Origin of the sequence: Bacillus cereus group sp. RP32 (assembly GCF_040459735.1) — a bacterium.
Taxonomy (GTDB): Bacteria; Bacillota; Bacilli; order Bacillales; family Bacillaceae_G; genus Bacillus_A; species Bacillus_A wiedmannii.
The window spans coordinates 3,859,172-3,880,025 of the sequence record NZ_JARVHO010000001.1 but is presented as its reverse complement, the minus strand read 5'-3'; the positions used below and the strand labels follow the sequence as shown (position 1 = coordinate 3,880,025).

The window sequence follows — 20,854 nt, the reverse complement described above, 5'->3', positions numbered from 1 at the left end:
GGAACTACAAATGAAATTAGCAAAGCGAGTAGCTGCTTTAACACCATCTGCAACTTTAGAAATTACAGCAAAGGCACAAGCATTAAAAGCAGAAGGTCATGATGTAATTGGATTAGGGGCAGGAGAACCTGACTTTAATACGCCAGAACATATTATGGATGCTGCACATAAAGCGATGTTAGAAGGACATACGAAGTATACGCCAACAGGTGGATTACAAGCGTTAAAACAAGAAATTGTGAAGAAGTTTACACGTGATCAAGGAATTGCGTATGATCCATCTGAAATTATTGTATGTAACGGTGCAAAGCATGCATTATATACATTATTCCAAGTGTTACTTGATGAAGGAGATGAAGTTATCATCCCAACTCCTTATTGGGTAAGTTATCCTGAGCAAGTAAAGCTTGCTGGAGGTAAGCCAGTTTACGTAGAAGGCCTGGAAGACAATGAGTACAAAATTACAGCGAAGCAGCTGCGTGAGGCAATTACAGAGAAAACGAAAGCAGTTATTATTAATTCACCGAGCAATCCAACAGGAATGATTTATAGCAAAGAGGAATTACAACAGCTTGGAGAAATATGTTTAGAACACGATATTTTAATCGTTTCAGATGAAATTTATGAAAAATTAATTTATGGTGGAGCAGAATATACTTCGATTGCCCAGCTTTCTAATGCATTAAAAGAACAAACACTTATTATTAATGGTGTATCTAAATCTCATTCTATGACAGGATGGCGTATTGGATATGCAGCAGGAAATAAGCAGCTTATTAAAGCGATGACGAACTTAGCGAGTCATAGTACGTCAAACCCTACTTCAATCGCTCAATACGGCGCAATTGCAGCATATGCAGGCTCACAAGAACCTGTAGAAACAATGCGTCAAGCATTTGAAGAAAGATTAAACATTATTTATGATAAATTAATTCAAATCCCTGGCTTTACTTGCATTAAACCACAAGGTGCATTTTACTTATTCCCTAATGTAAAAGAAGCTGTAGCTTTATCAGGATACGAAACTGTGGATGATTGGGCAAAAGCTCTATTAGAAGAGGAAAAAGTGGCTCTTGTACCAGGTACAGGATTTGGTGCTCCAAATAACGTTCGTTTATCATATGCGACATCTCTTGAACAAGTCGAGAAAGCATTAGAACGCATTCATACGTTTATGAAAAGTAAAGTGCAAGCTTAATTGTATATTTTATTAACGCAATACAAAAAACCTTCCTACATAATGGGAAGGTTTTTTTGACGAATTGTGGCAAAAAGAAATAGCGAAAGGTGTGTTATACTAGAGAGCGAGGTGTTTGGTGATGAAAAAGAAAATGATGTTACAGTGGTTTGAGCAGGGAAGCATTGCAATTCCAAAATTACTTATGATGCATTATAAAAAATTAGGGTTAAATGAAATGGAATTTATGGTTGTACTTCATGTACACACATTTTTAGAATCGGGCAATTCGTTTCCGACTCCGTCAGAGATTTCAGAACGGATGACGATTACTGAAATGAAATGTATGGAAGTGATTCAGACATTGATTCAAAAAGGTTTTTTATCACTAGAAGGTGGACAAAAATCAGAAGCGATGATGTGTGAAAGTTATTCTTTACAACCGCTATGGGAAAGAATATTGCATTTCTTAATGAACGAATCAATAGAGGAAGAACAAAAAGAAATAAAACAACTGCAAGTAAATTTATATACAGTATTTGAAAAAGAATTTGGAAGACCACTTTCTCCGTTTGAATGTGAAACGTTGGGTATGTGGGAAGATCAAGATCAACATCATCCGAATTTAATTCAAGCGGCCCTCAGGGAAGCTGTAATGAGCGGTAAGCTTAATTTCCGATATATTGATCGTATTTTATTTGAGTGGAAAAAGAATGGTATTAAAACAGTAGATCAAGCCCAAAACCAAGGACGGAAATTTAGAGCAAATCAACAACGAACGCAGCAAACGACAAAACAAGAGACGAAATTTACTGGGAAAGTGCCTTTTTATAATTGGTTGGAGCAGTAATGTAGGAGGAAGTATATGTTAAATAAAACGCAAATCCGCTATTGTTTAGACACAATGGCGGATATGTATCCAGAAGCACATTGTGAATTAATTCATGATAATCCATTTGAATTAGTAATCGCCGTGGCGTTATCTGCACAATGTACAGATGCACTTGTAAATAAAGTGACGAAAAATTTATTTCAAAAATATAAAACACCAGAAGATTATTTAAGCGTGTCTTTAGAAGAATTACAACAAGATATACGTTCCATTGGATTGTTTAGAAATAAGGCGAAAAATATTCAAAAATTGTGCCAGATGTTGCTAGATGATTATAACGGGAAAGTTCCAGAAGACCGTGACGAGCTGACGAAATTACCAGGAGTAGGAAGAAAGACAGCGAATGTAGTTGTTTCGGTTGCATTTGGAATTCCAGCGATTGCTGTTGATACGCATGTAGAGAGAGTGAGTAAACGGTTAGCGATTTGTAGGTGGAAAGATTCGGTGTTAGAAGTAGAAAAGACATTAATGAACAAAGTTCCGATGGATGAATGGGGCGTTACACATCATCGTATGATTTTCTTTGGGCGTTACCACTGTAAAGCACAGCGACCACAATGTGAAGAGTGCCGATTACTAGAAGTGTGTCGTGAAGGAAAGAAGCGAATGAAGGGGAAATAAAGGATGGAGCGAGTTATAGAAATACCGAAAGAATTTCGGTGCTTACCATTTTTTACAGAAAGCGTAACTTCGATTACGTATCATACAGATCAGTCTTTTGAAGAAATAATACAAAATACTTACTTTATATTTGATATTGAAAGACAATATGAGCCGTGGAATGAAATTGAAAATAGTATTCTTGTACTGTTGAATGTATGGAAAAGTAAGCATGAAGACATTGCTACACTATTTCGAAACAGAAATAAGCAAGAAGTTGAAGGTCCAATGATTCTTTTTGCGGCACATTTGTTATCGATTGTATATTGGCTAAATGAGCAACCTGTTCATAGTTTGAATGAAATGGAAGCTTATACGAGTAAATTGGAAGTACAACCAGTTAATTTTATAGAGCGATATTCGTTCATCATAAAGAAACCGAATAATTATCATTCCTATATTCAGTTAGCGCAGTTGTATATTGAAATAGAAAAGCTATATGTTAAGAAAATGATAACAAAAAAGAAGTCCTTTTCTCGTTAAGAGAAAGGACTTCTTTTTTTGTATTAAGACTCTGTTATAACAGCATTTCCGTCTGCGTGAGGTGTATCTCCTCCGGTATTTTGTTGTTGTTCTTGTTGCTTGTGTTGTTCTTCTTCAGCTTTTTTTCTAGCAGCCTCTTCTTCAGCTTTCTTTCTAGCAGCCTCTTCTTCAGCTTTCTTTCTAGCAGCTTCTTCATCGGCTTTCTTTCTAGCGGCTTCTTCATCGGCTTTCTTTTTAGCAGCCTCTTCATCGGCTTTCTTTTTAGCTTCGTCTTGCTGTTTACGCTGTTGTTCTTGTTGCTCTTGTTGTTTACGCTGATCTTCATCAGTTTTTTTCTTAGCTTCGTCTTGTTTTAGTTTATCTTCATTAGCTTTTTTCTGTGCTTCCTCATCAGCTTTTTTCTTAGCTTCTTCGTCAGCCTTCTTCTTAGCCTCTTCGTCAGCTTTCTTCGCGTCTGGAGTTCCTCCAGGCGCAGTGAAGGATGCACCAACTGCAGGGCTTGTTCCAGTACCTTTTTTCGCTACTACAGAGAAACTGTAAGTAACGCCTGGTTTAATACCACCAAGAGTAGCTGTTGTACCTTTTATTGATAAACTACCACTTGAACCGTCAGTCGCTTTATAGCTTGCTGTATATGCATCAACTTCTGCTGGTCCAGACCAGTTTAGTGTAACTGTGTTAGCACCATCGAAAGTGACATTAAGACCACTAGGTGCATCTACTTTAATTTGTTTAACTGCATCTTTCTTAGCACCTTTTACGTACAATTCATCATTTAGTACTTGTACAGAAGAAGGGCGTTCGAAACGAGATTTATCTGTAGCGAATTTGCTCATCATTACTTGGAACATTTGTTGCGCAATTCTAGTAGAGCGATCACCAATGTAATTTTCTGGGCTATCTTTTTCGTAACCAGTCCACACCGCCATTGTATATTGCGGTGAATATCCAGCGAACCAGCTATCTCTGTTTGCATCAGCTGGGATGCCATATTTTTTTATAACTGATTCATCAAAGTTTTGTGTTCCTGTTTTACCTGCTACGTCTATACCTGAAACGTATGCTGTTGGACCTGTACCACCAGAACCAGGTCTTACTACGTCACGAAGAACGTCAGTCACCATGTAAGCTGTATAGTCGTGCATTGCACGTTGTTCCTTCGGTTTAAAGCTTTTCTTTTTCCCGTCTGGGAAGATGACTTCTTTTACGAAGTGCGGCTTGTTATACACACCGTCATTACCAAATGCGGCATACGCCCCTGCTAATTCTAATGGAGAACTATCGTTACTACCAATTGCTGTTGATTCATATGTTTTGCCGTCTTTAAATGTCATACCCAAGCCTTCAGCAAACGCTTGTGACTTAGGAAGGCCAACCGCTTGGGCTGTCTTTAAAGCCGGGATGTTTAATGATTTTTTCAAAGCTTCACGTAGTGAAACGTCACCTTTGTAACTATTTGTTGCATTTCGTATTTTTTTACCATTGGAATACGTATACTCTGAGTCATTTAATTGATGGTATGTAGACCATTGTAAATTCTCAATTGCTGGACCGTAGTCAAAAATTGGTTTCATTGTTGAACCAACTTGGCGTTTTAAATCAATGGCCATATTATGACCTTTGAAAGTAGACTTACTTTCTTTACGCCCAGCTCCAATTGCTCGAACTTCGCCAGATTGTGTATCCATAAATACGAATGATCCTTGGAATTGATCGTTCGGATACTTAATAAGATTGCCATCCATAATTTTATCAGCGTAATCTTGAGCGTCTTGATCAAGTGTTGTATGAATAGTTAAACCATCTGAACCGATATTTATATCCGGATATTCTTTTTCAACTTCTTTTACAACAGCATCTAAAAATGCTTGATACTTCATCTCAGTTACTTCTGAAGCCGGTTGAAGACCCTCAGTTACAGGGATTTTCATTGCGTTATTCATTTCATCTTTTGTTATATAACCATGTCGATTCATTAATGATAATACGACGTTACGACGTTGTGTAGCTCGTTCAACGTTGTCTTTTTTTGTTGGATCATAAATATTAGGACCTTGGGGTAAACCTGCAAGCATTGCAGCTTCATGTAACTGTAAGTCTTTTAAATCTTTGTTATAATATTTTTTGGCTGCTGTTGCAATACCGTACGAACGGTTACCTAAGTTAATCTTATTTAAGTACATTTCTAAGATCTCATGTTTAGAGTATTGTTGTTCTAATTTGTAAGATAGGTACCATTCTTGTACTTTTCTCTTCGCAGTTTTGTCCATCGTTAGAAAATAGTTTTTGACTACTTGTTGTGTAATCGTACTACCACCTTGAGATCCGAACCCTCCAGTGACATTTTCCATAACTGCTTTTGTAGTTCGTTTAAAATCAATTCCATTATGATCATAGAAACGTGAATCCTCAGTTGCAAGGAATGCACTTTCAACTACCTTTGGAATTTGATCATACGTAACGTGGGTTCGTTTTTCAGCACCGTATTCATAGAAAAAGTTCCCATTCTTATCAAGAAACTTTGTTGATAAAGGATTAACAAGTTTTGATTTGTCTAATTTTGGAGCGTCCTTCACCATAACAAAGAAAGCGGAAACGCTAGCTATAAGACCAACGATACCAAGAAGTAGACAACCTATTAGGAATTTTTTAAAAAAGGAGCCTTTTTTCTTTAGTTTTTTTTCTTTATTTGTTTCTTGCTTTTGATTTTGATTTTTTACATGATTTCGTTCTGTACGAGAACGATAATTATCTGACATTATACTTTCTCCTACCTTTCATTCTCTCCCCAAAAGTCGAAAAAAGAGCCTTAGTGATGACTCTATCACGAAAAATAAACCGTGTCTAGTACACGGATATAATCAATCCGAGGGTGATAACCGCATGATAATAAAGATCCATGCTCTTCTATTTCTTCTTTCGTAATCGATTTCCGTCCACCAGTATTTTGACGATTCCAAAATGCAATAATATGTTTTGCATCTAGTAAATAAAGTTCATCAAAAAGTGTAAATTTAATAATAACAAATGCAATTCCATCATGAACGATTACTTGCTTCATATGTTCAATTTGATGAAGGTGGAAGTTTTGAAGTGGAAAGCTGGTTTTATTTTTTGTTTCTTTCGCTTCAAAATCGATGTATTTCCCTTTGTATACACCGTTGTAATCTGTTGTAGAAGGTTGTTTAAAATACGCTTCTTTTACCACTGCAGCACTTCGAGCGGGGTAATCTACTTTTACAATTTGAAGAGGTGTAGGTTTTTTATGTACACATGCAATATTATGGGTTAAGTAATATTCATTTGTTTCATTCAATTCCTCTTCAAGGGACATACCTCTATTACTATAAGTATGTTTTTTAATTGGTGTTTTATGAGGTTGTGAAGCTTGATTGTACCGTTTTCCGTTTGGGTAACGAATGGTCATAGTGTGTCCACTCCCAACTTGCTAAGAATTACTTACAAAGGTGATTATAACAAAAAATGAAAAAAGATGTGACCTTTTTGAAGAAAGGTATGATGACTTATTTATGTTTACATGGAATGATTATGAGAAAATTAAACAATATCGTAAAAATATGGTTTGTACAGACGTAGAAAAAACAATCGTTTATAACATTAAGAGGAAAATAGAAATGGCTAATATGGACAATATTTCTCGAACACAGTCTTATCAAGAATATTATGTAAGGAACAGTGAAATTAGGTGGGCCTTTTTAGCAAGTATGGTCTCGAGAAATGCGGGATGGAATATGACTGATTTAAAAGGGAGATATTATGCTACTGTTTTACCTCAAACAGTAAAAAAACATTTGTTTCTGACTTATGAAGAGGCGAATTGGATTATTTTTTTAGATGCATTTCCTCAGCTATTGTTATACGAAGAAAGTAAGAGGAGGCAGGTACCACTATTCTATTTGTTACAATATTTTAACGTATCAATTTTTATGGAAAAAGAATGGATTTATTTTTGGGAAAAAAAAGATATAAATAGGCTCATGACAGCGCTTATTATAAATGAGCAAAATAAAATTCAAAAACCAGTTATTGAGAATGCATATTTTAAAAAACATGTATTCCATACTGCACTTTTTAAATTGCAAGAAATGCTTCATATTAGTGCTGTTATTTTTCCGACTGTTGAAGGGAGGATGTATGGTTTTTCAGTTTATCAATTTGAAACGTTACAAAAGCGTATAGAACTAGGGCAGAAATTAGCGGAGTTACTGTTTCATCCGAATTATAGAAGTTTATTCCATAGGTTTGCATTGCAAACTATACACACAGGATCAAGAGCAGATTATGAATATTATGTAAGAGAAGCTAGAAAATCTTGTACGCCAGCCCTTAGAGAAGTTTATCCTGTCGTTGCACATAAGGAAATAAGTATGAGAGATTGGTTTTGTAGAGATATGGAAATAAATGAGTTGTTTCTACTGGAAGAGTATAAGGGTGAAGTTGATATAACAGAATGGTATAAAAGAAAGAGGGAGCAAATCTATGTTGCTTCTATCGTAAATCGTTTTGTTAAAAGGATGGATGAGTTCGTGATATAATAAAAAAGAAGTCCCGTCTTCATAAATGAAGACGGGACTTCTTAATGTGAAGTAATCCTGCCGTGTATGCTAAGAATTTAATCTCAAAACGTAATGAATATAAGAGATTAAGGATGCTTCAGAAATTAGCTTTTTGTAAAAGTGCTAAAGTTTCACTTTATCCCGCTACTTGCCGGGCAGTAAGACCCGCGTCTCAAAATTCAGTGAAAGCAAAGAATTTAGGTGTGGATCAACTGCCCGTAAAAGCCCGATTGAGAAGGCTAATAATCAGTGGGGATGAACAAAACCCCCGCTGATTAAAGTTTCACTTTATGTAGCAGGGAAGTTTGGACCGTCTAACTTAGGGTTGCCAGTCTCGGGTTTATTTTGTTTGTTTTGTTTTTTCTTTTTTTCGTTTTTGTTCTTTGCCATTTTCATACACCTCCTTTTTGTATTGTTACCATTTCTATAAATGACATACAAAATGATTTCTTTGACGAATAACAACTAGTTTTGTCATGTGAGCAGGAGTGAGCAGTCATTCGGCGAAATTACATGACAAAGGAAAAGCAAAGAAGGGGGCGTTTTGTATATGGCGATGGTTCAGAAGGAAGATGTAATGAAAGCAATGGATCAAATGTTAAGTTCTCTCGATTTGCTGGAAATGAATATAGGGATTAGAATGAATCATGCATTGAAGGATACGGGTGAAAAAATATGCAATAAGATAGAAATAACAGAAATGCATATTGAGCATATGGAAAATAAATTAGTGCATCACGAAGAAAAAGGGAATTGGGTGAAGGCATTTCAAAACGTCGTAGTGAGTGCATAATAAGGTGGGAATAAAATGAAGTATGAAGCATTAATACAATCTTCAGAAAAACTCATGCAGTATAATAATGAAGCGAATGTGAAAAAAAGAGAAATGATTGAGTACGATTTTTATAAGGATATGAAACCATTTGTAGATATGGTAGATGAGGAATTAAAAGTGTGGAAAGAATTAGCTTATAAATGGATTAAGGAAGAAAAACCGAAGTATATACATGTACAGCAAATTGATCAAGTGTACGATAATTTACAGACAAATGTGTTGCAATGTTTTGTAAATAAAGGTAAAGGTAAGCGATTCTTTGAAACACATCAAGCCATTTCGTATACTTTGCAAAATATAATTGAGCAATGTAAGTAACAAGAGGGGAAACCCTCTTGTTTTTTTTATGCTTCTGTCATTGTTGTAGGTTTTGTTGCACCGTTTATTTCTAATTCTTTTATTAATGTTCGGTAATCTGAAATGCATATTTTTCCTTCGAGATACCAATGTCTCGCAAAGTCTAATAATTCATTTACATTCTCTGTGTAATACCCCTTTTTTTGAGAAAACGCTTGTTTTAAATCCCCTAATACCATGTTGATTCCTCCCCCATGAGAATCTTCTTCTTCACTATCATAGCATGGAAGGGTTTTCTTTTTTAATTTTTTAAAAATTTAAACTTCCGACAAAAATAGACAGATACTCCGTCACACAAATTATTTTACAAGTACATATTATATATGTAGAAACTTATGTGAAGGAGGAGAGAATGCATGTTTCAACAATCTAACGTATATCAGCAATCTAATCCATATGCACAGCAAAATATGTACCAATATAATACGGATACATATTTACGGTATAATATGTATCCTTTCGAGCCTAATTATGGAAATCAAAATTATTACCAGCCATTTGAAGTGTCGTTTATGAATCAACCACAACAGCAGCAACCCTATACGAATCAACAGCAGCAGCCCTATATGGATCAACAGCAGCAACCTTATATGAATTCACAATACTATATGCCACCACCATCTCCCTATGGAAATCAACAAGCGATGTTTTATCCACCAAAACAACCGTACCCGACGCAGAATAAACAAAAACAACAACAGCAACCGAGTCAATTTTCTAGTTTTGTTTCCCAATTTAAAAACTCAGACGGTAACTATGATGTAAATAAAATGATGAATACAGCTGGACAAATGATGAATGCGATGAACCAAGTGACAGGTATTGTAAAGCAAGTTGGAGGTTTTTTTGGTAAGTAATCTTGGGGGTTGTCTATAAAAAGTATTACGTATAAAGCAGAAGGCTAGACAAATTTCCTTGTAATAAATGGGTATATATAACAAACGGCTTTCTCTCTTTTCTCATATTGTAAAGTGTAGTCAGATTTTTTTAACGAGAGAGGAGAGAAAAAACTATGCATCATTGTCATCCTTGTTTTGGAGGGCATAAGCCTGTAGGACCTATTTGTACAACTGCTCCTGTCATTCATCCGACGAAACAATGCGTAACACACTCTTTTTCAACAACGGTGGTGCCACACATTTTCCCAACGCATACAACACATGTACACCATCAACAAATTAAAAACCAAAACTTCTTCCCACAAACAAACTCGAATGTAAATGTGGTAGACCCAGTTAATCCAGGATTCGGCGGCGGATGTGGACCATGTGGTCATGGGCATCATGGGCATCATGGACATTTTGGACATCAAATATCTCCATTTGGTCCAGGACCAAATGTATCACCATTCTTACCGAATAATGTATCACCAGTAGGTCCGAATATTGGACCAAACGTTGGTGGAATATTTAAAAAGTAAATGATATGTTAGAACTAGCGAAATGCTAGTTCTTTTTTTGTAATTGGAGTGTTGATATGAAAGTTATTGCTGTAACGGGATATAAGCCATTTGAACTTGGTATATTTAAAAATGATCATCCAGGGGTGGAATGTATAAAAAAAGCATTGCATCGAAAATTAACTACTTTTGTAGAAGAAGGTTTGGAATGGGTGATAATAAGTGGGCAGTTAGGAGTCGAATTATGGGCTGCTGAAGTTGTTTTTGAAATTCAAGTAGAATATCCAGATCTAAAATTAGCGGTATTTACTCCGTTTTTAGAACAAGAAGAAAGCTGGAAGGAAGATAACCGTGAATATTACGAATGTATTCTCTCTCAAGCAGACCATATTGATAGTATTACGAAACGGAAGTACGAAAGCCCGGAACAATTTAAATTAAAAAATCAATTTTTTATTGAAAAAAGTGATGCACTTTTAGCTGTATATGATGAAGAAAAACCAGGGAGTCCCAAATATATTGTAGAAGCAGCAAAGAAAAAAGGAGAAATAGAAAATTATCACAGTTATTTTATTCTTTTTTCTGATTTACAAGATATAATAGAAGAGGAACAGTGGAATAATGCTGAGTAATATGTAATATAGTACTCGTATATATGATTGACAAAAGGCATTGTTTCTGAAAAAATTTAGGTAATGAAAGTTTTGGCAAAAATTTGAGGTGAAGAAAATGATTTCGGATAAAATTAAATTAACGGCGAAAGATATTTTAGAAAAAGAATTTAAAACAGGCATGAGAGGCTATCAACAAGAAGAAGTAGACAAGTTTCTTGATATGATCATTAAAGACTATGAAGCTTTTCACAAGGAGTTTGATCAATTAAAGCAACAAAATGCTCGTTTAAAGCGTGAATTAGAGGAACAAAAATTAGTAGCAACGCAAGTGCCTCAACAACCAGTTGTACAAACACCAGTTGCACAACCTGTATATAACAATACGAATACGGACATTTTAAAACGTCTATCTAATTTAGAAAAAGCTGTATTTGGAAGTAAGTTATACGAATAATTTCTAGTGGTAAAAAGGTTAAAGCATTTTACATAGAAAAAAACATTGCAAAATCTTTTTGTTTCCACTATACTAATGGATGTCATAACGTTTGGGTAATCGCTGCAACGCCAACGTTGTAGAGGAAAGTCCATGCTCGCACGGCCTGAGATGGCTGTAGTGTTCGTGCCTAGCCAATTCATAAGCTAGGGTATTCTGGCTGTAAGGCTGGTTTAACGGCAGGGAAAAAACCTAAGTCCTTTCGGATATGGTTTGACTACCTTTAAAGTGCCACAGTGACGAAGTCCTTGAAGAAATGATAGGAGTGGAACGAGGTAAACCCCACGAGCGAGAAACCCAAATAATGGTAGGGGAATCTTTTCCAAGGAAATGAACGATGGGAAAGGACAGGTTGTATAACCTGTAGATAGATGATTGCCACCGGAGTACGAGGCGTGGGCCGTTTGCAGTACAAAGGAACAGAACATGGCTTACAGAACGTTATGAACCAACTATGAAATAACTCAGCTCTCCTTTGTTAGAGGAGGGCTTTTTATTTGTATGAAGTTATAAATTATGAGTTAAAATGGTTAATGAGAAAATTCTTCGTAAAATGTAATGATTAATAGGACAAATTGCTATTAATTATTGTTTAACTATACATAAGAGGTGAATGCAAATGGGAAAAGTTACTTTAATTGCAACAGCGGCAATGGGTATTGAAGCGTTAGTTGCCCGAGAAGTTCGTGATCTTGGTTATGAATGCCAAGTGGAAAACAGCAAAGTAACATTTGAAGCAGATGAAAAGGCGATTTGTCGCACGAACTTATGGTTACGTACTGCGGACCGTGTGAAAATTAAAGTTGGCGAATTCAAAGCGACAACATTTGATGAGCTGTTTGAAAAAACGAAAGCATTAAACTGGGGAGATTATATTCCAGAGAATGGAGAGTTCCCTGTAATTGGTAAATCGTTAAAATCTGAGTTGTTCAGTGTTTCAGATTGCCAACGTATCGTTAAAAAAGCTGTCGTTGAAAAATTAAAAACAACATATAAACGTACAACTTGGTTTGAAGAAGATGGTCCGTTATTCCGTATTGAGATCGCAATGCTCAAGGATATTGCAACATTAACAATTGATGCAAGTGGTGTTGGACTTCATAAACGTGGGTACCGTATGGATCAAGGGGAAGCCCCATTAAAAGAAACATTGGCTGCGTCTTTAATTAAGTTAACAAACTGGAAGCCGGATCGTCCTTTCGTGGATCCTTTCTGTGGATCAGGTACAATTCCGATTGAAGCAGCATTAATTGGACAAAATATTGCACCAGGATTTAACCGTGGCTTCGCATCAGATGAGTGGGGCTGGGTTGGTAAACAAAACTGGCGTGAAGCTCGTCAAGAAGCTGAAGATTTAGCGAATTATAATCAACCACTACAAATCATTGGATCAGATATCGATCATCGTATGATCCGAGTTGCTCAAGACAACGCTGAAGAAGTAGGTTTAGGTGATTTAATCACGTTTAAACAAATGCAAGTAAAAGATTTCACGACAAAAGAGGATTATGGCTATGTTGTAACGAATCCTCCATACGGAGAACGTTTAAGTGAAAAAGCACTCGTTGAACAATTGTACAAAGAAATGGGACAAGTATTCCGCCCATTAGACACATGGTCAGCGTATGTATTAACAAGCTACGAAGCATTTGAAAAGTGTTATGGAAAAGATGCATCGAAGAAACGTAAACTGTTTAATGGATTTATCCGTACAGATTACTACCAATACTTCGGAAAACGTCCACCGCGTAATTCATAGTATAAAACTCCTCCAGCGCGCATATACTGGCTATTATGTAATGCGTAAAGGAGGACGTGATATGGATAGTTTCCAATTATCTATGATTCAAAAAGCTATTCATCGTACGTATGATGAGATCGGGAAAGAAGTGGATAGCCAAGGTACGATTGTAGAAGAAATACAAAAAGCACAAGAAGAATATTTGTCAGCTCTTTCACACGAAACAGCGATTGATAAACGGTATTTAAAGTCATTAATATAGAAAAAAATTTTCCTTTTTCGAAAGGAAAATTTTTTTTCGTGTATTTCTATGTATGGCAACAGGGGAAAGTGGCTGCACACATATGAGTAGCAGTTGCTATATCTTTTTATAGAAAAACTTTTTGGTTGGAGGCTAAGGATGTTTACTGAGAAGAGATTACCATTTGAAGTAGGAAAACAAGATAATTTTTATGATAAGTTGAATGAATGGATTGGAGATGTGTTTTACGATATCCTTCCGGAAAAAGGCTTTGAAGAGCGTGATGAACAAATTTTTATGGCGTTTCAATTAGAGCGTGCTTTCCAAGAAAAGAAAGTAATGTTCGCAGAAGCGGGTGTAGGAACAGGGAAAACAATTGTATATCTTCTATATGCAATTTGCTATGCGCGTTATACTGGAAAACCAGCTATTATCGCTTGTGCTGATGAAACGTTAATTGAGCAGCTTGTGAAAGAAGAAGGAGACATTGCTAAGTTATCTGAAGCATTAGGACTATCTGTTGATGTTAGACTTGCGAAATCAATGGATAATTATTTATGTTTACGTAAACTTGAAGATGTTATGAGTGGACGAGCTCCAGAAGTAATTGAAGATGTATACTACGAATTACCACAGTTTGTATTCGATCATGGTACGATGCAAAACTTTACTCACTACGGCGACAGAAAAGAATTTCCACTTTTAAATGATGAGGAATGGTCAAAAGTAAATTGGGATTACTTCCAAGATTGCTTCACTTGTGATTCTCGTCATCGTTGTGGTCAAACTCTTTCTCGTGAACATTATCGTAAAGCGGCAGATTTAATTATTTGTTCTCAAGATTTCTACATGGATCATATTTGGACGTACGATGCTCGTAAGCGTGAAGGGCAAATTCCGTTATTACCTGAAAGTAGCTGCGTTGTATTCGATGAAGGACATCTTGTAGAATATGCAGCTCAAAAAGCTTTAACATATCGTTTAAAGCAAACGATGATGGAGCAACTTTTAACAAGATTGTTGCAAAACGATATTCGTGAAGAGTTTGCACATTTAGTAGAAGAAACAATTTGGCAAACAGAGCGATTCTTTGATGTGTTACAAGAAAATAAAAAGGAAATCGCCGGTTCTGATCGTTTAGAAATTACTGTGACAGAAAAAGTAACAGCTGAAGCGAATAGACTTTATGCGAAAATTGGTGAAGTCGGTGATGCATTAGTATTTGAAAGTGAAATGCATACAGTAAACACGTATGATTTAAATATCGTTGATGAACATTTAGATGTATTAGAACATTCACTTCGTCTGTTCATGCACGAGAAAAATGTAATTACATGGGGTGAAGAAGGTGATGGAGCCTTCACGTTAGTGATTATGCCACGTGCAGTTGAAGAAGTATTACAAGAGAAAGTATTCTCGAAGAAAATCCCGTATATTTTCTCTTCTGCTACATTATCTAACAACGATTCATTCGCATTTACAGCAAATAGCCTAGGGGTAAAAGATTACTTATCATTCTCAGTTGCCTCACCGTTTGATTATGAGGAGCAAATGGCAGTAAACTTACTATCGCATACGAAAGAAAATGAATGGGAAAGAAAGTGTCAATATACACTTGAAAATATACAGAAAACAAATGGACGTACACTTGTATTATTCCGTACAACACAAGAACTTGCAGCGTTTAAAGACTATGTAAGTAAAGAACAAATGTCCGTTCCGTTCCTATATGAAGGGGATCAAGAAATTAGTCAGCTCGTTTCTCGTTTCCAAAATGAAGAAGAGACTGTACTTTGTGCTGTTCATTTATGGGAAGGTTTAGATATTCCTGGTTCATCATTATCGCATGTTATTATTTGGTCATTACCATTCCCTCCAAACGATCCTGTGTTTGAAGCGAAGCGTAAACATGTAAATGATCCATTCTGGGATGTAGATGTACCGTATATGATTTTACGTCTTCGTCAAGGGATTGGACGTTTAATTCGTACGAGCGACGATAAAGGGGCTATATCAATCTTCTTATCTGATACAGAAGATGAGAAAGTGATAGAAGCGGTGAAAAACGTACTACCAGTAGAAGGTAAAGAATTATAAGGAGAAAGCTTGGCGCTTGCCAAGCTTTTTTTCTATTATAAAAGGAATTTAGATTTCCATGTCGAATTAAGTTTGAGGTAGAAAAGGGAGGTTTTATACGATGACAGTAGCTACATATGAAGTAGAAAAACAATTTTTAACATATGTGAAGAAGATACAGAATTACGGGGAAGCATTAAGCTTAATGTTTTGGGACTTAAGAACAGGTGCGCCTAAAAGAGGTGTAGACCAGCGTTCAGAAGTAATTGGTATGCTTTCATCAGAAGTGTTTGTCATGTCGACTTCAGATGAGATGGGAAATTATTTAACAGAGCTTGAAGCTTTAATAAGTGAAGATAAACTTTCTAAAACGACGAAGAAAATGGTTGAAGAGTGTCGTAAAGAATATGATAGAAATAAGAAAATTCCACAAGCGGAATACGAAGCGTATGTGAAATTAGAAGCGAAAGCGGAAAGTGTGTGGGAAGAAGCTCGGGAAAAATCTGATTTCGAAATGTTCCGTCCGTATTTAGAACAAATAGTTGAATTTAAAAAGAAATTCATTACATATTGGGGTTACGAAACATATAAATATAATACATTATTAGATATGTATGAGCCAGGTATTACAGTAGAAGTGTTAGATCACGTATTTGGTCAACTTCGTGAGCGTATCGTTCCGCTCGTAAAAGAAATATCGGAGTCACAAAAGAGATTAAAGACAAGTGCTTTATCAGAACATTTTTCAAAAGAAAAACAAAAGAACTTTACATTAGAGTTATTAAAGCAATTGAATTATGACTTTGAAGCAGGTCGTCTTGATGAAACGGTACATCCATTTGAGATTACATTAAATAGAGGGGACGTTCGTATTACAACACGCTATGATGAAAAAGATTTCCGTATGGCAGTGTTTGGAACAATTCATGAATGTGGCCATGCTGTATATGAACAAAATATTGCAGAGAAATTCGAAGGTACACCGCTATGTAGTGGAACTTCTATGGGTATTCATGAGTCACAATCATTATTCTTTGAGAACTTTATTGGTCGTAATAAATCATTCTGGAAGAAAAATTATGATTTATTAAAAGAGTATAGCGATGGTCAATTCAATGATATATCAGTAGATGAGTTTTATGATGCGATTAACGAATCGAAGCCATCGTTCATTCGTATAGAAGCAGATGAGCTTACATATCCGCTTCACGTCATGGTTCGTTATGAACTTGAGAAAGAATTATTTGATGGTACATTACAAGTGAAGGATTTGCCAGCGGCTTGGAATGATAAGATGGAAGCATATTTAGGAATTCGTCCGGAAAGCGATGCACAAGGTGTATTGCAAGATGTTCACTGGGCTGGTGGTTCATTTGGATACTTCCCATCTTATGCGCTTGGTTATATGTATGCAGCGCAATTTAAGCAAAGAATGTTAAAAGACATTCCGAACTTTGATGCATTATTAGAAGGAGGAAACGTAACACCAATTCGTGAATGGTTAACAGAAAATATTCACCAATACGGTAAAACGAAAAAGCCACTTGAAATTTTAGAAGATGTGACAGGTGAAGGATTAAATGCAAACTACTTAGCAGATTATTTAGAAGCGAAGTATAAAGAAATCTATGAGTTATAAAAAAGAGCTGCTTAATTGCAGCTCTTTTTTTCAAGGGGGATAGAAGAATGGATTATACATATACAGTAATGACGCAAGAAGAAGCAGAAGAAATTGCATATAACTGGCATTATGAAGGGAGGTATTCCTTTTACGATATAGGTGCAGATGAAGAAGATTTAGCTGAGTTTTTACATGATGAGAGTAGAGGAGATCATACATTTTCTGTGAAGGAAAACGGCACTCTCATTGGTTTTTTTACTGTTTGTAAAATAAATGATGGAACGGTTGATATAGGTCTTGGAATGAGACCTGATATAACTGGAAATGGATTTGGTTTACAGTTCGTAAACGCTGGACTAGCTTTTAGTAAAGAAAAATATGGTTGCAATTATATAACACTATCAGTAGCGACATGTAATGAGAGAGCGATTAAAGTGTATAAAAGAGCAGGATTTGAAGCTGTTGGAACGTTTATACAGAAAACAAATGGTAGTTGTTTTGAGTTTTTGAAAATGAATTATATATGTAAAAATGATTAAGAAACAGAGGGGATCTTCTGTTTCTTTATTTTGATTTAGAAGTATAGTATACATATTTTTGTACTTGTTGTAATTGGGAGTTTTGAAATTTTGACAGAGGATGTGTATGATTGAACTTTAGTAGCAAATAGCAGGTTTAGCAAGGAGAGGTAGAATGATTACAATTAAAACGAAAAATGAAATAGATTTGATGCATGAATCTGGGAAATTACTTGCTTCATGTCATAGGGAAATTGCCAAAATGATGAAACCAGGTATTACGACAAAAGAAATTGATACGTTTGTTGAAGCATATTTAGAAAAGCATGGTGCAACATCTCAGCAGAAAGGTTACAACGGGTATCCATATGCGATATGCGCATCTGTAAATGATGAAATGTGTCATGGGTTTCCGGCGGATGTTCCTTTAACTGAGGGTGATATTGTAACAATTGATATGGTAGTAAACTTAAATGGTGGTCTTTCAGATTCTGCTTGGACGTATAGAGTTGGAAATGTTTCTGATGAAGCAGAAAAGTTATTGTTAGTAGCTGAGAATGCTTTATATAAAGGGATTAATCAGGCGGTAATCGGTAATCATGTAGGAGACATTGGCTATGCAATTGAAAGTTATGTAGCTACTGAAGGTTTTTCGGTTGCAAGAGACTTTACGGGGCACGGGATTGGTAAAGAGATTCATGAAGAACCAGCAATTTTTCATTTTGGGAAACAAGGACAAGGGCCTGAACTACAAGAAGGAATGGTAATTACAATTGAGCCTATTGTCAATGTAGGTATGCGATATTCTAAAGTAGATTTAAATGGATGGGCTGCAAGAACGATGGACGGGAAATTATCAGCGCAATATGAGCATACAATTGCGATTACAAAAGATGGGCCGATTATTTTAACGACACTTTGAAATAATATGTAAGAGTTTACAAAACTCGAACAAAAATGATGTTTTTATAAAATTTGTACGTGTTTTATTAAGAAATACTTTTCAAAGTATAAAAAGTGCGTTATAATCCATCTATAAAATAAATAGTTAGCTACACTCATATAATCGCGGGGATATGGCCTGCAAGTTTCTACCGAAGTACCGTAAATACTTTGACTATGAGTGAGGACGAATATATTTGCTTGTTTAGCATTCTTTTTTTGCGAAACTCCAAAAGCGCGTCTCTCACTTGTAACGAGTGGTGGCGGCTTTTGGAGTTTTTTATTGCATAAGAGGGGGAACAAACATGAAAGTATTACAAGAAAAGATTTTGAACGAAGGAAAGGTTTTATCTGGTGACGTATTAAAGGTAGATGCATTTTTGAATCATCAAATTGACCCAGTACTTATGCAAGAGATTGGAAAAGAATTTGCTAAACGTTTCAAAGAAGAGAACATTACAAAAATCGTAACGATTGAATCTTCAGGCATTGCACCAGCAGTTATGGCTGCATTAGAGCTTGGTGTAAAAGTAATCTTTGCAAGAAAACGTAAATCGTTAACGTTACAAGATAATATGTACGTTGCAAACGTATATTCATTTACGAAACAAGAAACGAATGAAATTTCATTATCTCGAAATCATATCGATGAAAATGACCGTGTTTTAATTATTGATGACTTTTTAGCAAACGGTCAGGCTGCTTTAGGTTTAATGAGTTTAGTAGAGCAAGCTGGAGCAAGTATTGCAGGAATTGGTATTGTTATTGAAAAAGCATTTCAAGATGGAGGAAAGAAGCTTCGTGAACAAGGAGTTCGTGTTGAGTCACTAGCAGAAATTGCATCACTTGATAACGGCACAGTTACATTTGTACAGCAAGAAACTGCGGAGGTGAAATAAACGATGAAGCAACATCCATTTAAAATCGCATCGCTTGGTATGCAGCATATGCTTGCGATGTATGCTGGCGCAATTATCGTTCCGCTTATTGTGGGCGGCGGACTTGGTTTAAATCAAAAAGAGTTAACATACTTAGTCTCAATTGATTTATTAATGTGCGGCGTTGCGACAATTTTACAAGCATTATCAAATCGCTTTTTCGGTATTGGACTTCCAGTTGTACTTGGTTGTACATTTACAGCGGTTGGCCCAATGATTGCAATCGGGAAACAATACGGCGTGTCTTCTATTTATGGAGCAATTATTGCTGCCGGGTTATTCGTTGTTATTTTTGCGAAATTATTTGGAAAGCTTGTAAAACTGTTTCCACCTGTTGTAACAGGATCTGTCGTTACCGTAATTGGAGTTACACTTGTTCCAGCAGCAATTAATGATATGGCTGGAGGAGTAGGAAGTAAGGATTTTGGTAGTCTTGAAAATTTAGCGTTAGCATTTGGTGTATTACTATTTATCATCATTATGTATCGTTTCTTTGATGGATTTATTCGTTCAATCTCTATTTTACTTGGTCTATTGTTCGGTACAATTGTCGCAGCATTTATGGGGAAAGTAAGTTTGCAAGCGGTTGGAGAAGCGGATTGGTTCCATGGTATTCAGCCGTTTTACTTCGGTACACCAACATTTGAATTAACGCCAATTATTACGATGATTTTAGTTGCTTGCGTAGGGATTGTAGAAGCAACAGGTGTATATTTTGCATTATCTGATATTTGCAATAAAAAGATTGGTGAAAAAGAATTAACAAAAGGTTATCGCGCAGAAGGATTAGCGATGGTGTTAGGTGGTATTTTTAACGCATTCCCATATACAACATACTCTCAAAACGTAGGACTTGTTCAATTAACTGGAGTAAGAAATCGCGTTATTATTTATACTTGTGGTGGTATGTTAATCGTTCTTGGGTTCATTCCAAAAATCGCAGCTATTACAACTATTATCCCGAAATCAGTACTTGGTGGTGCAATGTTAGCGATGTTTGGTATGGTAATGGCATATGGTATTAAAATGTTAAGTAGTGTTGATTTTGGTAAACAAGAAAACTTATTAATCGTTGCATGTTCTGTTGGAATTGGGCTTGGGGTTACAGTTGTTCCGACATTATTCTCACAACTTCCTGAAAACATTCGTATTTTAACAGATAACGGAATTGTACTTGGAAGTGCGTCAGCAGTACTTTTAAATATCGTATTTAATATGGTGCCGCAGCGTAAAGTGAAAGTAAAAGAAGAGCCAGTGTCGATGCAAAGTGCAGTAAGAGAAGCGTAAAAA

Annotated in this window: 23 protein-coding genes, 1 other RNA gene and 1 riboswitch; of the genes, 20 read left to right on the top strand and 4 right to left on the bottom strand. The window is 35.9% G+C overall.

What is annotated here, in order from left to right:
* Positions 1-10 precede the first annotated feature (10 nt).
* From aspB to QCI46_RS19910, 4 genes are all read left to right on the top strand, one after another.
* The gene (gene aspB / locus QCI46_RS19925; RefSeq protein ID WP_088062716.1) at positions 11-1,198 is read left to right on the top strand and encodes an aspartate transaminase AspB; all 1,188 of its coding nucleotides are present in this window, start codon (positions 11-13) and stop codon (positions 1,196-1,198) included.
* A gap of 121 nt (positions 1,199-1,319) precedes the next feature.
* Positions 1,320-2,027, top strand: coding sequence for a DNA replication protein DnaD (dnaD, locus tag QCI46_RS19920; protein WP_353841240.1), 708 nt, complete (start codon positions 1,320-1,322; stop codon positions 2,025-2,027).
* A gap of 15 nt (positions 2,028-2,042) precedes the next feature.
* The gene (nth, locus tag QCI46_RS19915) at positions 2,043-2,690 is read left to right on the top strand and encodes an endonuclease III (protein ID WP_353841239.1); all 648 of its coding nucleotides are present in this window, start codon (positions 2,043-2,045) and stop codon (positions 2,688-2,690) included.
* Between the two features lie 3 nt (positions 2,691-2,693).
* A complete protein-coding gene (locus QCI46_RS19910) occupies positions 2,694-3,212 on the top strand; it encodes a YpoC family protein (RefSeq protein ID WP_353841238.1) in 519 nt (172 codons plus the stop codon).
* A 23-nt stretch (positions 3,213-3,235) separates the two neighbouring features.
* Here QCI46_RS19910 and QCI46_RS19905 read toward each other — a convergent pair whose 3' ends face one another.
* Together QCI46_RS19905 and recU are read right to left on the bottom strand one after the other, a co-directional pair.
* On the bottom strand, positions 3,236-5,971 hold the full coding sequence (locus tag QCI46_RS19905) for a PBP1A family penicillin-binding protein (RefSeq protein WP_353841237.1): 2,736 nt from the start codon (positions 5,969-5,971) through the stop codon (positions 3,236-3,238).
* 65 nt (positions 5,972-6,036) lie between these two features.
* Complete coding sequence (gene recU / locus QCI46_RS19900) at positions 6,037-6,639, bottom strand: Holliday junction resolvase RecU (protein ID WP_046958934.1); 603 nt, start codon at positions 6,637-6,639, stop codon at positions 6,037-6,039.
* Between the two features lie 103 nt (positions 6,640-6,742).
* Between recU and QCI46_RS19895 the strand changes: the two genes are divergently transcribed.
* Entirely contained in the window at positions 6,743-7,768 is a 1,026-nt protein-coding gene (locus QCI46_RS19895) for a DUF2515 domain-containing protein (RefSeq protein ID WP_353841236.1), read from the top strand.
* 309 nt (positions 7,769-8,077) lie between these two features.
* On the opposite strand, the gene QCI46_RS19890 is transcribed toward QCI46_RS19895, so the two are convergent.
* Positions 8,078-8,254, bottom strand: a complete 177-nt coding sequence (locus QCI46_RS19890; protein WP_001982922.1) for a hypothetical protein — start codon at positions 8,252-8,254, stop codon at positions 8,078-8,080.
* 85 nt (positions 8,255-8,339) lie between these two features.
* On the opposite strand from QCI46_RS19890, the gene QCI46_RS19885 reads away from it, so the two are divergent.
* Positions 8,340-8,582, top strand: a complete 243-nt coding sequence (locus QCI46_RS19885; protein ID WP_353841235.1) for a hypothetical protein — start codon at positions 8,340-8,342, stop codon at positions 8,580-8,582.
* Between the two features lie 15 nt (positions 8,583-8,597).
* Positions 8,598-8,942 carry a YppE family protein gene (locus tag QCI46_RS19880; protein ID WP_000872967.1) on the top strand — a complete coding sequence of 115 codons (345 nt, stop codon included), beginning with the start codon at positions 8,598-8,600 and terminating at the stop codon, positions 8,940-8,942.
* Positions 8,943-8,968: 26 nt separating this feature from the next.
* Here the strand turns inward: QCI46_RS19880 and QCI46_RS19875 are convergent, their stop codons facing one another.
* Entirely contained in the window at positions 8,969-9,160 is a 192-nt protein-coding gene (locus QCI46_RS19875) for a YppF family protein (RefSeq protein ID WP_000242661.1), read from the bottom strand.
* A 177-nt stretch (positions 9,161-9,337) separates the two neighbouring features.
* Between QCI46_RS19875 and QCI46_RS19870 the strand changes: the two genes are divergently transcribed.
* From QCI46_RS19870 to pbuX, 13 genes are all read left to right on the top strand, one after another.
* Positions 9,338-9,838 carry a YppG family protein gene (locus QCI46_RS19870; RefSeq protein ID WP_353841234.1) on the top strand — a complete coding sequence of 167 codons (501 nt, stop codon included), beginning with the start codon at positions 9,338-9,340 and terminating at the stop codon, positions 9,836-9,838.
* A gap of 155 nt (positions 9,839-9,993) precedes the next feature.
* Positions 9,994-10,401, top strand: coding sequence for a CotD family spore coat protein (locus tag QCI46_RS19865; RefSeq protein ID WP_353841233.1), 408 nt, complete (start codon positions 9,994-9,996; stop codon positions 10,399-10,401).
* 56 nt (positions 10,402-10,457) lie between these two features.
* Complete coding sequence (locus tag QCI46_RS19860) at positions 10,458-11,012, top strand: SLOG family protein (RefSeq protein ID WP_000862919.1); 555 nt, start codon at positions 10,458-10,460, stop codon at positions 11,010-11,012.
* Positions 11,013-11,109: 97 nt separating this feature from the next.
* A complete protein-coding gene (gene gpsB / locus QCI46_RS19855; RefSeq protein ID WP_000622425.1) occupies positions 11,110-11,448 on the top strand; it encodes a cell division regulator GpsB in 339 nt (112 codons plus the stop codon).
* An 87-nt stretch (positions 11,449-11,535) separates the two neighbouring features.
* An RNA gene (gene rnpB, locus QCI46_RS19850) (RNase P RNA component class B) lies at positions 11,536-11,926 on the top strand.
* Positions 11,927-12,106: 180 nt separating this feature from the next.
* Entirely contained in the window at positions 12,107-13,246 is a 1,140-nt protein-coding gene (locus tag QCI46_RS19845; protein ID WP_000521229.1) for a THUMP domain-containing class I SAM-dependent RNA methyltransferase, read from the top strand.
* Between the two features lie 61 nt (positions 13,247-13,307).
* The gene (locus tag QCI46_RS19840) at positions 13,308-13,490 is read left to right on the top strand and encodes a DUF3921 family protein (protein ID WP_048543487.1); all 183 of its coding nucleotides are present in this window, start codon (positions 13,308-13,310) and stop codon (positions 13,488-13,490) included.
* A 138-nt stretch (positions 13,491-13,628) separates the two neighbouring features.
* A complete protein-coding gene (locus QCI46_RS19835) occupies positions 13,629-15,566 on the top strand; it encodes an ATP-dependent DNA helicase (protein ID WP_353841232.1) in 1,938 nt (645 codons plus the stop codon).
* Between the two features lie 100 nt (positions 15,567-15,666).
* Positions 15,667-17,184 (top strand): carboxypeptidase, encoded by a 1,518-nt coding sequence (gene ypwA, locus QCI46_RS19830; RefSeq protein WP_353841231.1) that lies wholly within the window; start codon positions 15,667-15,669, stop codon positions 17,182-17,184.
* A 47-nt stretch (positions 17,185-17,231) separates the two neighbouring features.
* Positions 17,232-17,705 carry a GNAT family N-acetyltransferase gene (locus QCI46_RS19825; RefSeq protein ID WP_000386783.1) on the top strand — a complete coding sequence of 158 codons (474 nt, stop codon included), beginning with the start codon at positions 17,232-17,234 and terminating at the stop codon, positions 17,703-17,705.
* A 154-nt stretch (positions 17,706-17,859) separates the two neighbouring features.
* Positions 17,860-18,606 (top strand): type I methionyl aminopeptidase, encoded by a 747-nt coding sequence (locus tag QCI46_RS19820; protein WP_353841230.1) that lies wholly within the window; start codon positions 17,860-17,862, stop codon positions 18,604-18,606.
* Positions 18,607-18,722: 116 nt separating this feature from the next.
* A riboswitch (purine riboswitch) is annotated at positions 18,723-18,824 on the top strand.
* A 107-nt stretch (positions 18,825-18,931) separates the two neighbouring features.
* Positions 18,932-19,525 (top strand): xanthine phosphoribosyltransferase, encoded by a 594-nt coding sequence (locus QCI46_RS19815; protein WP_000866483.1) that lies wholly within the window; start codon positions 18,932-18,934, stop codon positions 19,523-19,525.
* A gap of 3 nt (positions 19,526-19,528) precedes the next feature.
* Positions 19,529-20,851 (top strand): xanthine permease PbuX, encoded by a 1,323-nt coding sequence (gene pbuX, locus QCI46_RS19810; protein ID WP_000809222.1) that lies wholly within the window; start codon positions 19,529-19,531, stop codon positions 20,849-20,851.
* Positions 20,852-20,854: the final 3 nt, after the last annotated feature.

Excerpts from the sequence above, each read along its gene's own strand:
- aspB (WP_088062716.1), top strand. The coding sequence starts at position 11 with ATGAAATTAGCAAAGCGAGTAGCTGCTTTAACACCATCTGCAACTTTA.
- dnaD (WP_353841240.1), top strand. The coding sequence starts at position 1,320 with ATGAAAAAGAAAATGATGTTACAGTGGTTTGAGCAGGGAAGCATTGCA.
- nth (WP_353841239.1), top strand. The coding sequence starts at position 2,043 with ATGTTAAATAAAACGCAAATCCGCTATTGTTTAGACACAATGGCGGAT.
- QCI46_RS19910 (WP_353841238.1), top strand. The coding sequence starts at position 2,694 with ATGGAGCGAGTTATAGAAATACCGAAAGAATTTCGGTGCTTACCATTT.
- QCI46_RS19905 (WP_353841237.1), bottom strand. The coding sequence starts at position 5,971 with ATGTCAGATAATTATCGTTCTCGTACAGAACGAAATCATGTAAAAAAT.
- recU (WP_046958934.1), bottom strand. The coding sequence starts at position 6,639 with ATGACCATTCGTTACCCAAACGGAAAACGGTACAATCAAGCTTCACAA.
- QCI46_RS19895 (WP_353841236.1), top strand. The coding sequence starts at position 6,743 with ATGTTTACATGGAATGATTATGAGAAAATTAAACAATATCGTAAAAAT.
- QCI46_RS19885 (WP_353841235.1), top strand. The coding sequence starts at position 8,340 with ATGGCGATGGTTCAGAAGGAAGATGTAATGAAAGCAATGGATCAAATG.
- QCI46_RS19880 (WP_000872967.1), top strand. The coding sequence starts at position 8,598 with ATGAAGTATGAAGCATTAATACAATCTTCAGAAAAACTCATGCAGTAT.
- QCI46_RS19875 (WP_000242661.1), bottom strand. The coding sequence starts at position 9,160 with ATGGTATTAGGGGATTTAAAACAAGCGTTTTCTCAAAAAAAGGGGTAT.
- QCI46_RS19870 (WP_353841234.1), top strand. The coding sequence starts at position 9,338 with ATGTTTCAACAATCTAACGTATATCAGCAATCTAATCCATATGCACAG.
- QCI46_RS19865 (WP_353841233.1), top strand. The coding sequence starts at position 9,994 with ATGCATCATTGTCATCCTTGTTTTGGAGGGCATAAGCCTGTAGGACCT.
- QCI46_RS19860 (WP_000862919.1), top strand. The coding sequence starts at position 10,458 with ATGAAAGTTATTGCTGTAACGGGATATAAGCCATTTGAACTTGGTATA.
- gpsB (WP_000622425.1), top strand. The coding sequence starts at position 11,110 with ATGATTTCGGATAAAATTAAATTAACGGCGAAAGATATTTTAGAAAAA.
- QCI46_RS19845 (WP_000521229.1), top strand. The coding sequence starts at position 12,107 with ATGGGAAAAGTTACTTTAATTGCAACAGCGGCAATGGGTATTGAAGCG.
- QCI46_RS19840 (WP_048543487.1), top strand. The coding sequence starts at position 13,308 with ATGGATAGTTTCCAATTATCTATGATTCAAAAAGCTATTCATCGTACG.
- QCI46_RS19835 (WP_353841232.1), top strand. The coding sequence starts at position 13,629 with ATGTTTACTGAGAAGAGATTACCATTTGAAGTAGGAAAACAAGATAAT.
- ypwA (WP_353841231.1), top strand. The coding sequence starts at position 15,667 with ATGACAGTAGCTACATATGAAGTAGAAAAACAATTTTTAACATATGTG.
- QCI46_RS19825 (WP_000386783.1), top strand. The coding sequence starts at position 17,232 with ATGGATTATACATATACAGTAATGACGCAAGAAGAAGCAGAAGAAATT.
- QCI46_RS19820 (WP_353841230.1), top strand. The coding sequence starts at position 17,860 with ATGATTACAATTAAAACGAAAAATGAAATAGATTTGATGCATGAATCT.
- QCI46_RS19815 (WP_000866483.1), top strand. The coding sequence starts at position 18,932 with ATGAAAGTATTACAAGAAAAGATTTTGAACGAAGGAAAGGTTTTATCT.
- pbuX (WP_000809222.1), top strand. The coding sequence starts at position 19,529 with ATGAAGCAACATCCATTTAAAATCGCATCGCTTGGTATGCAGCATATG.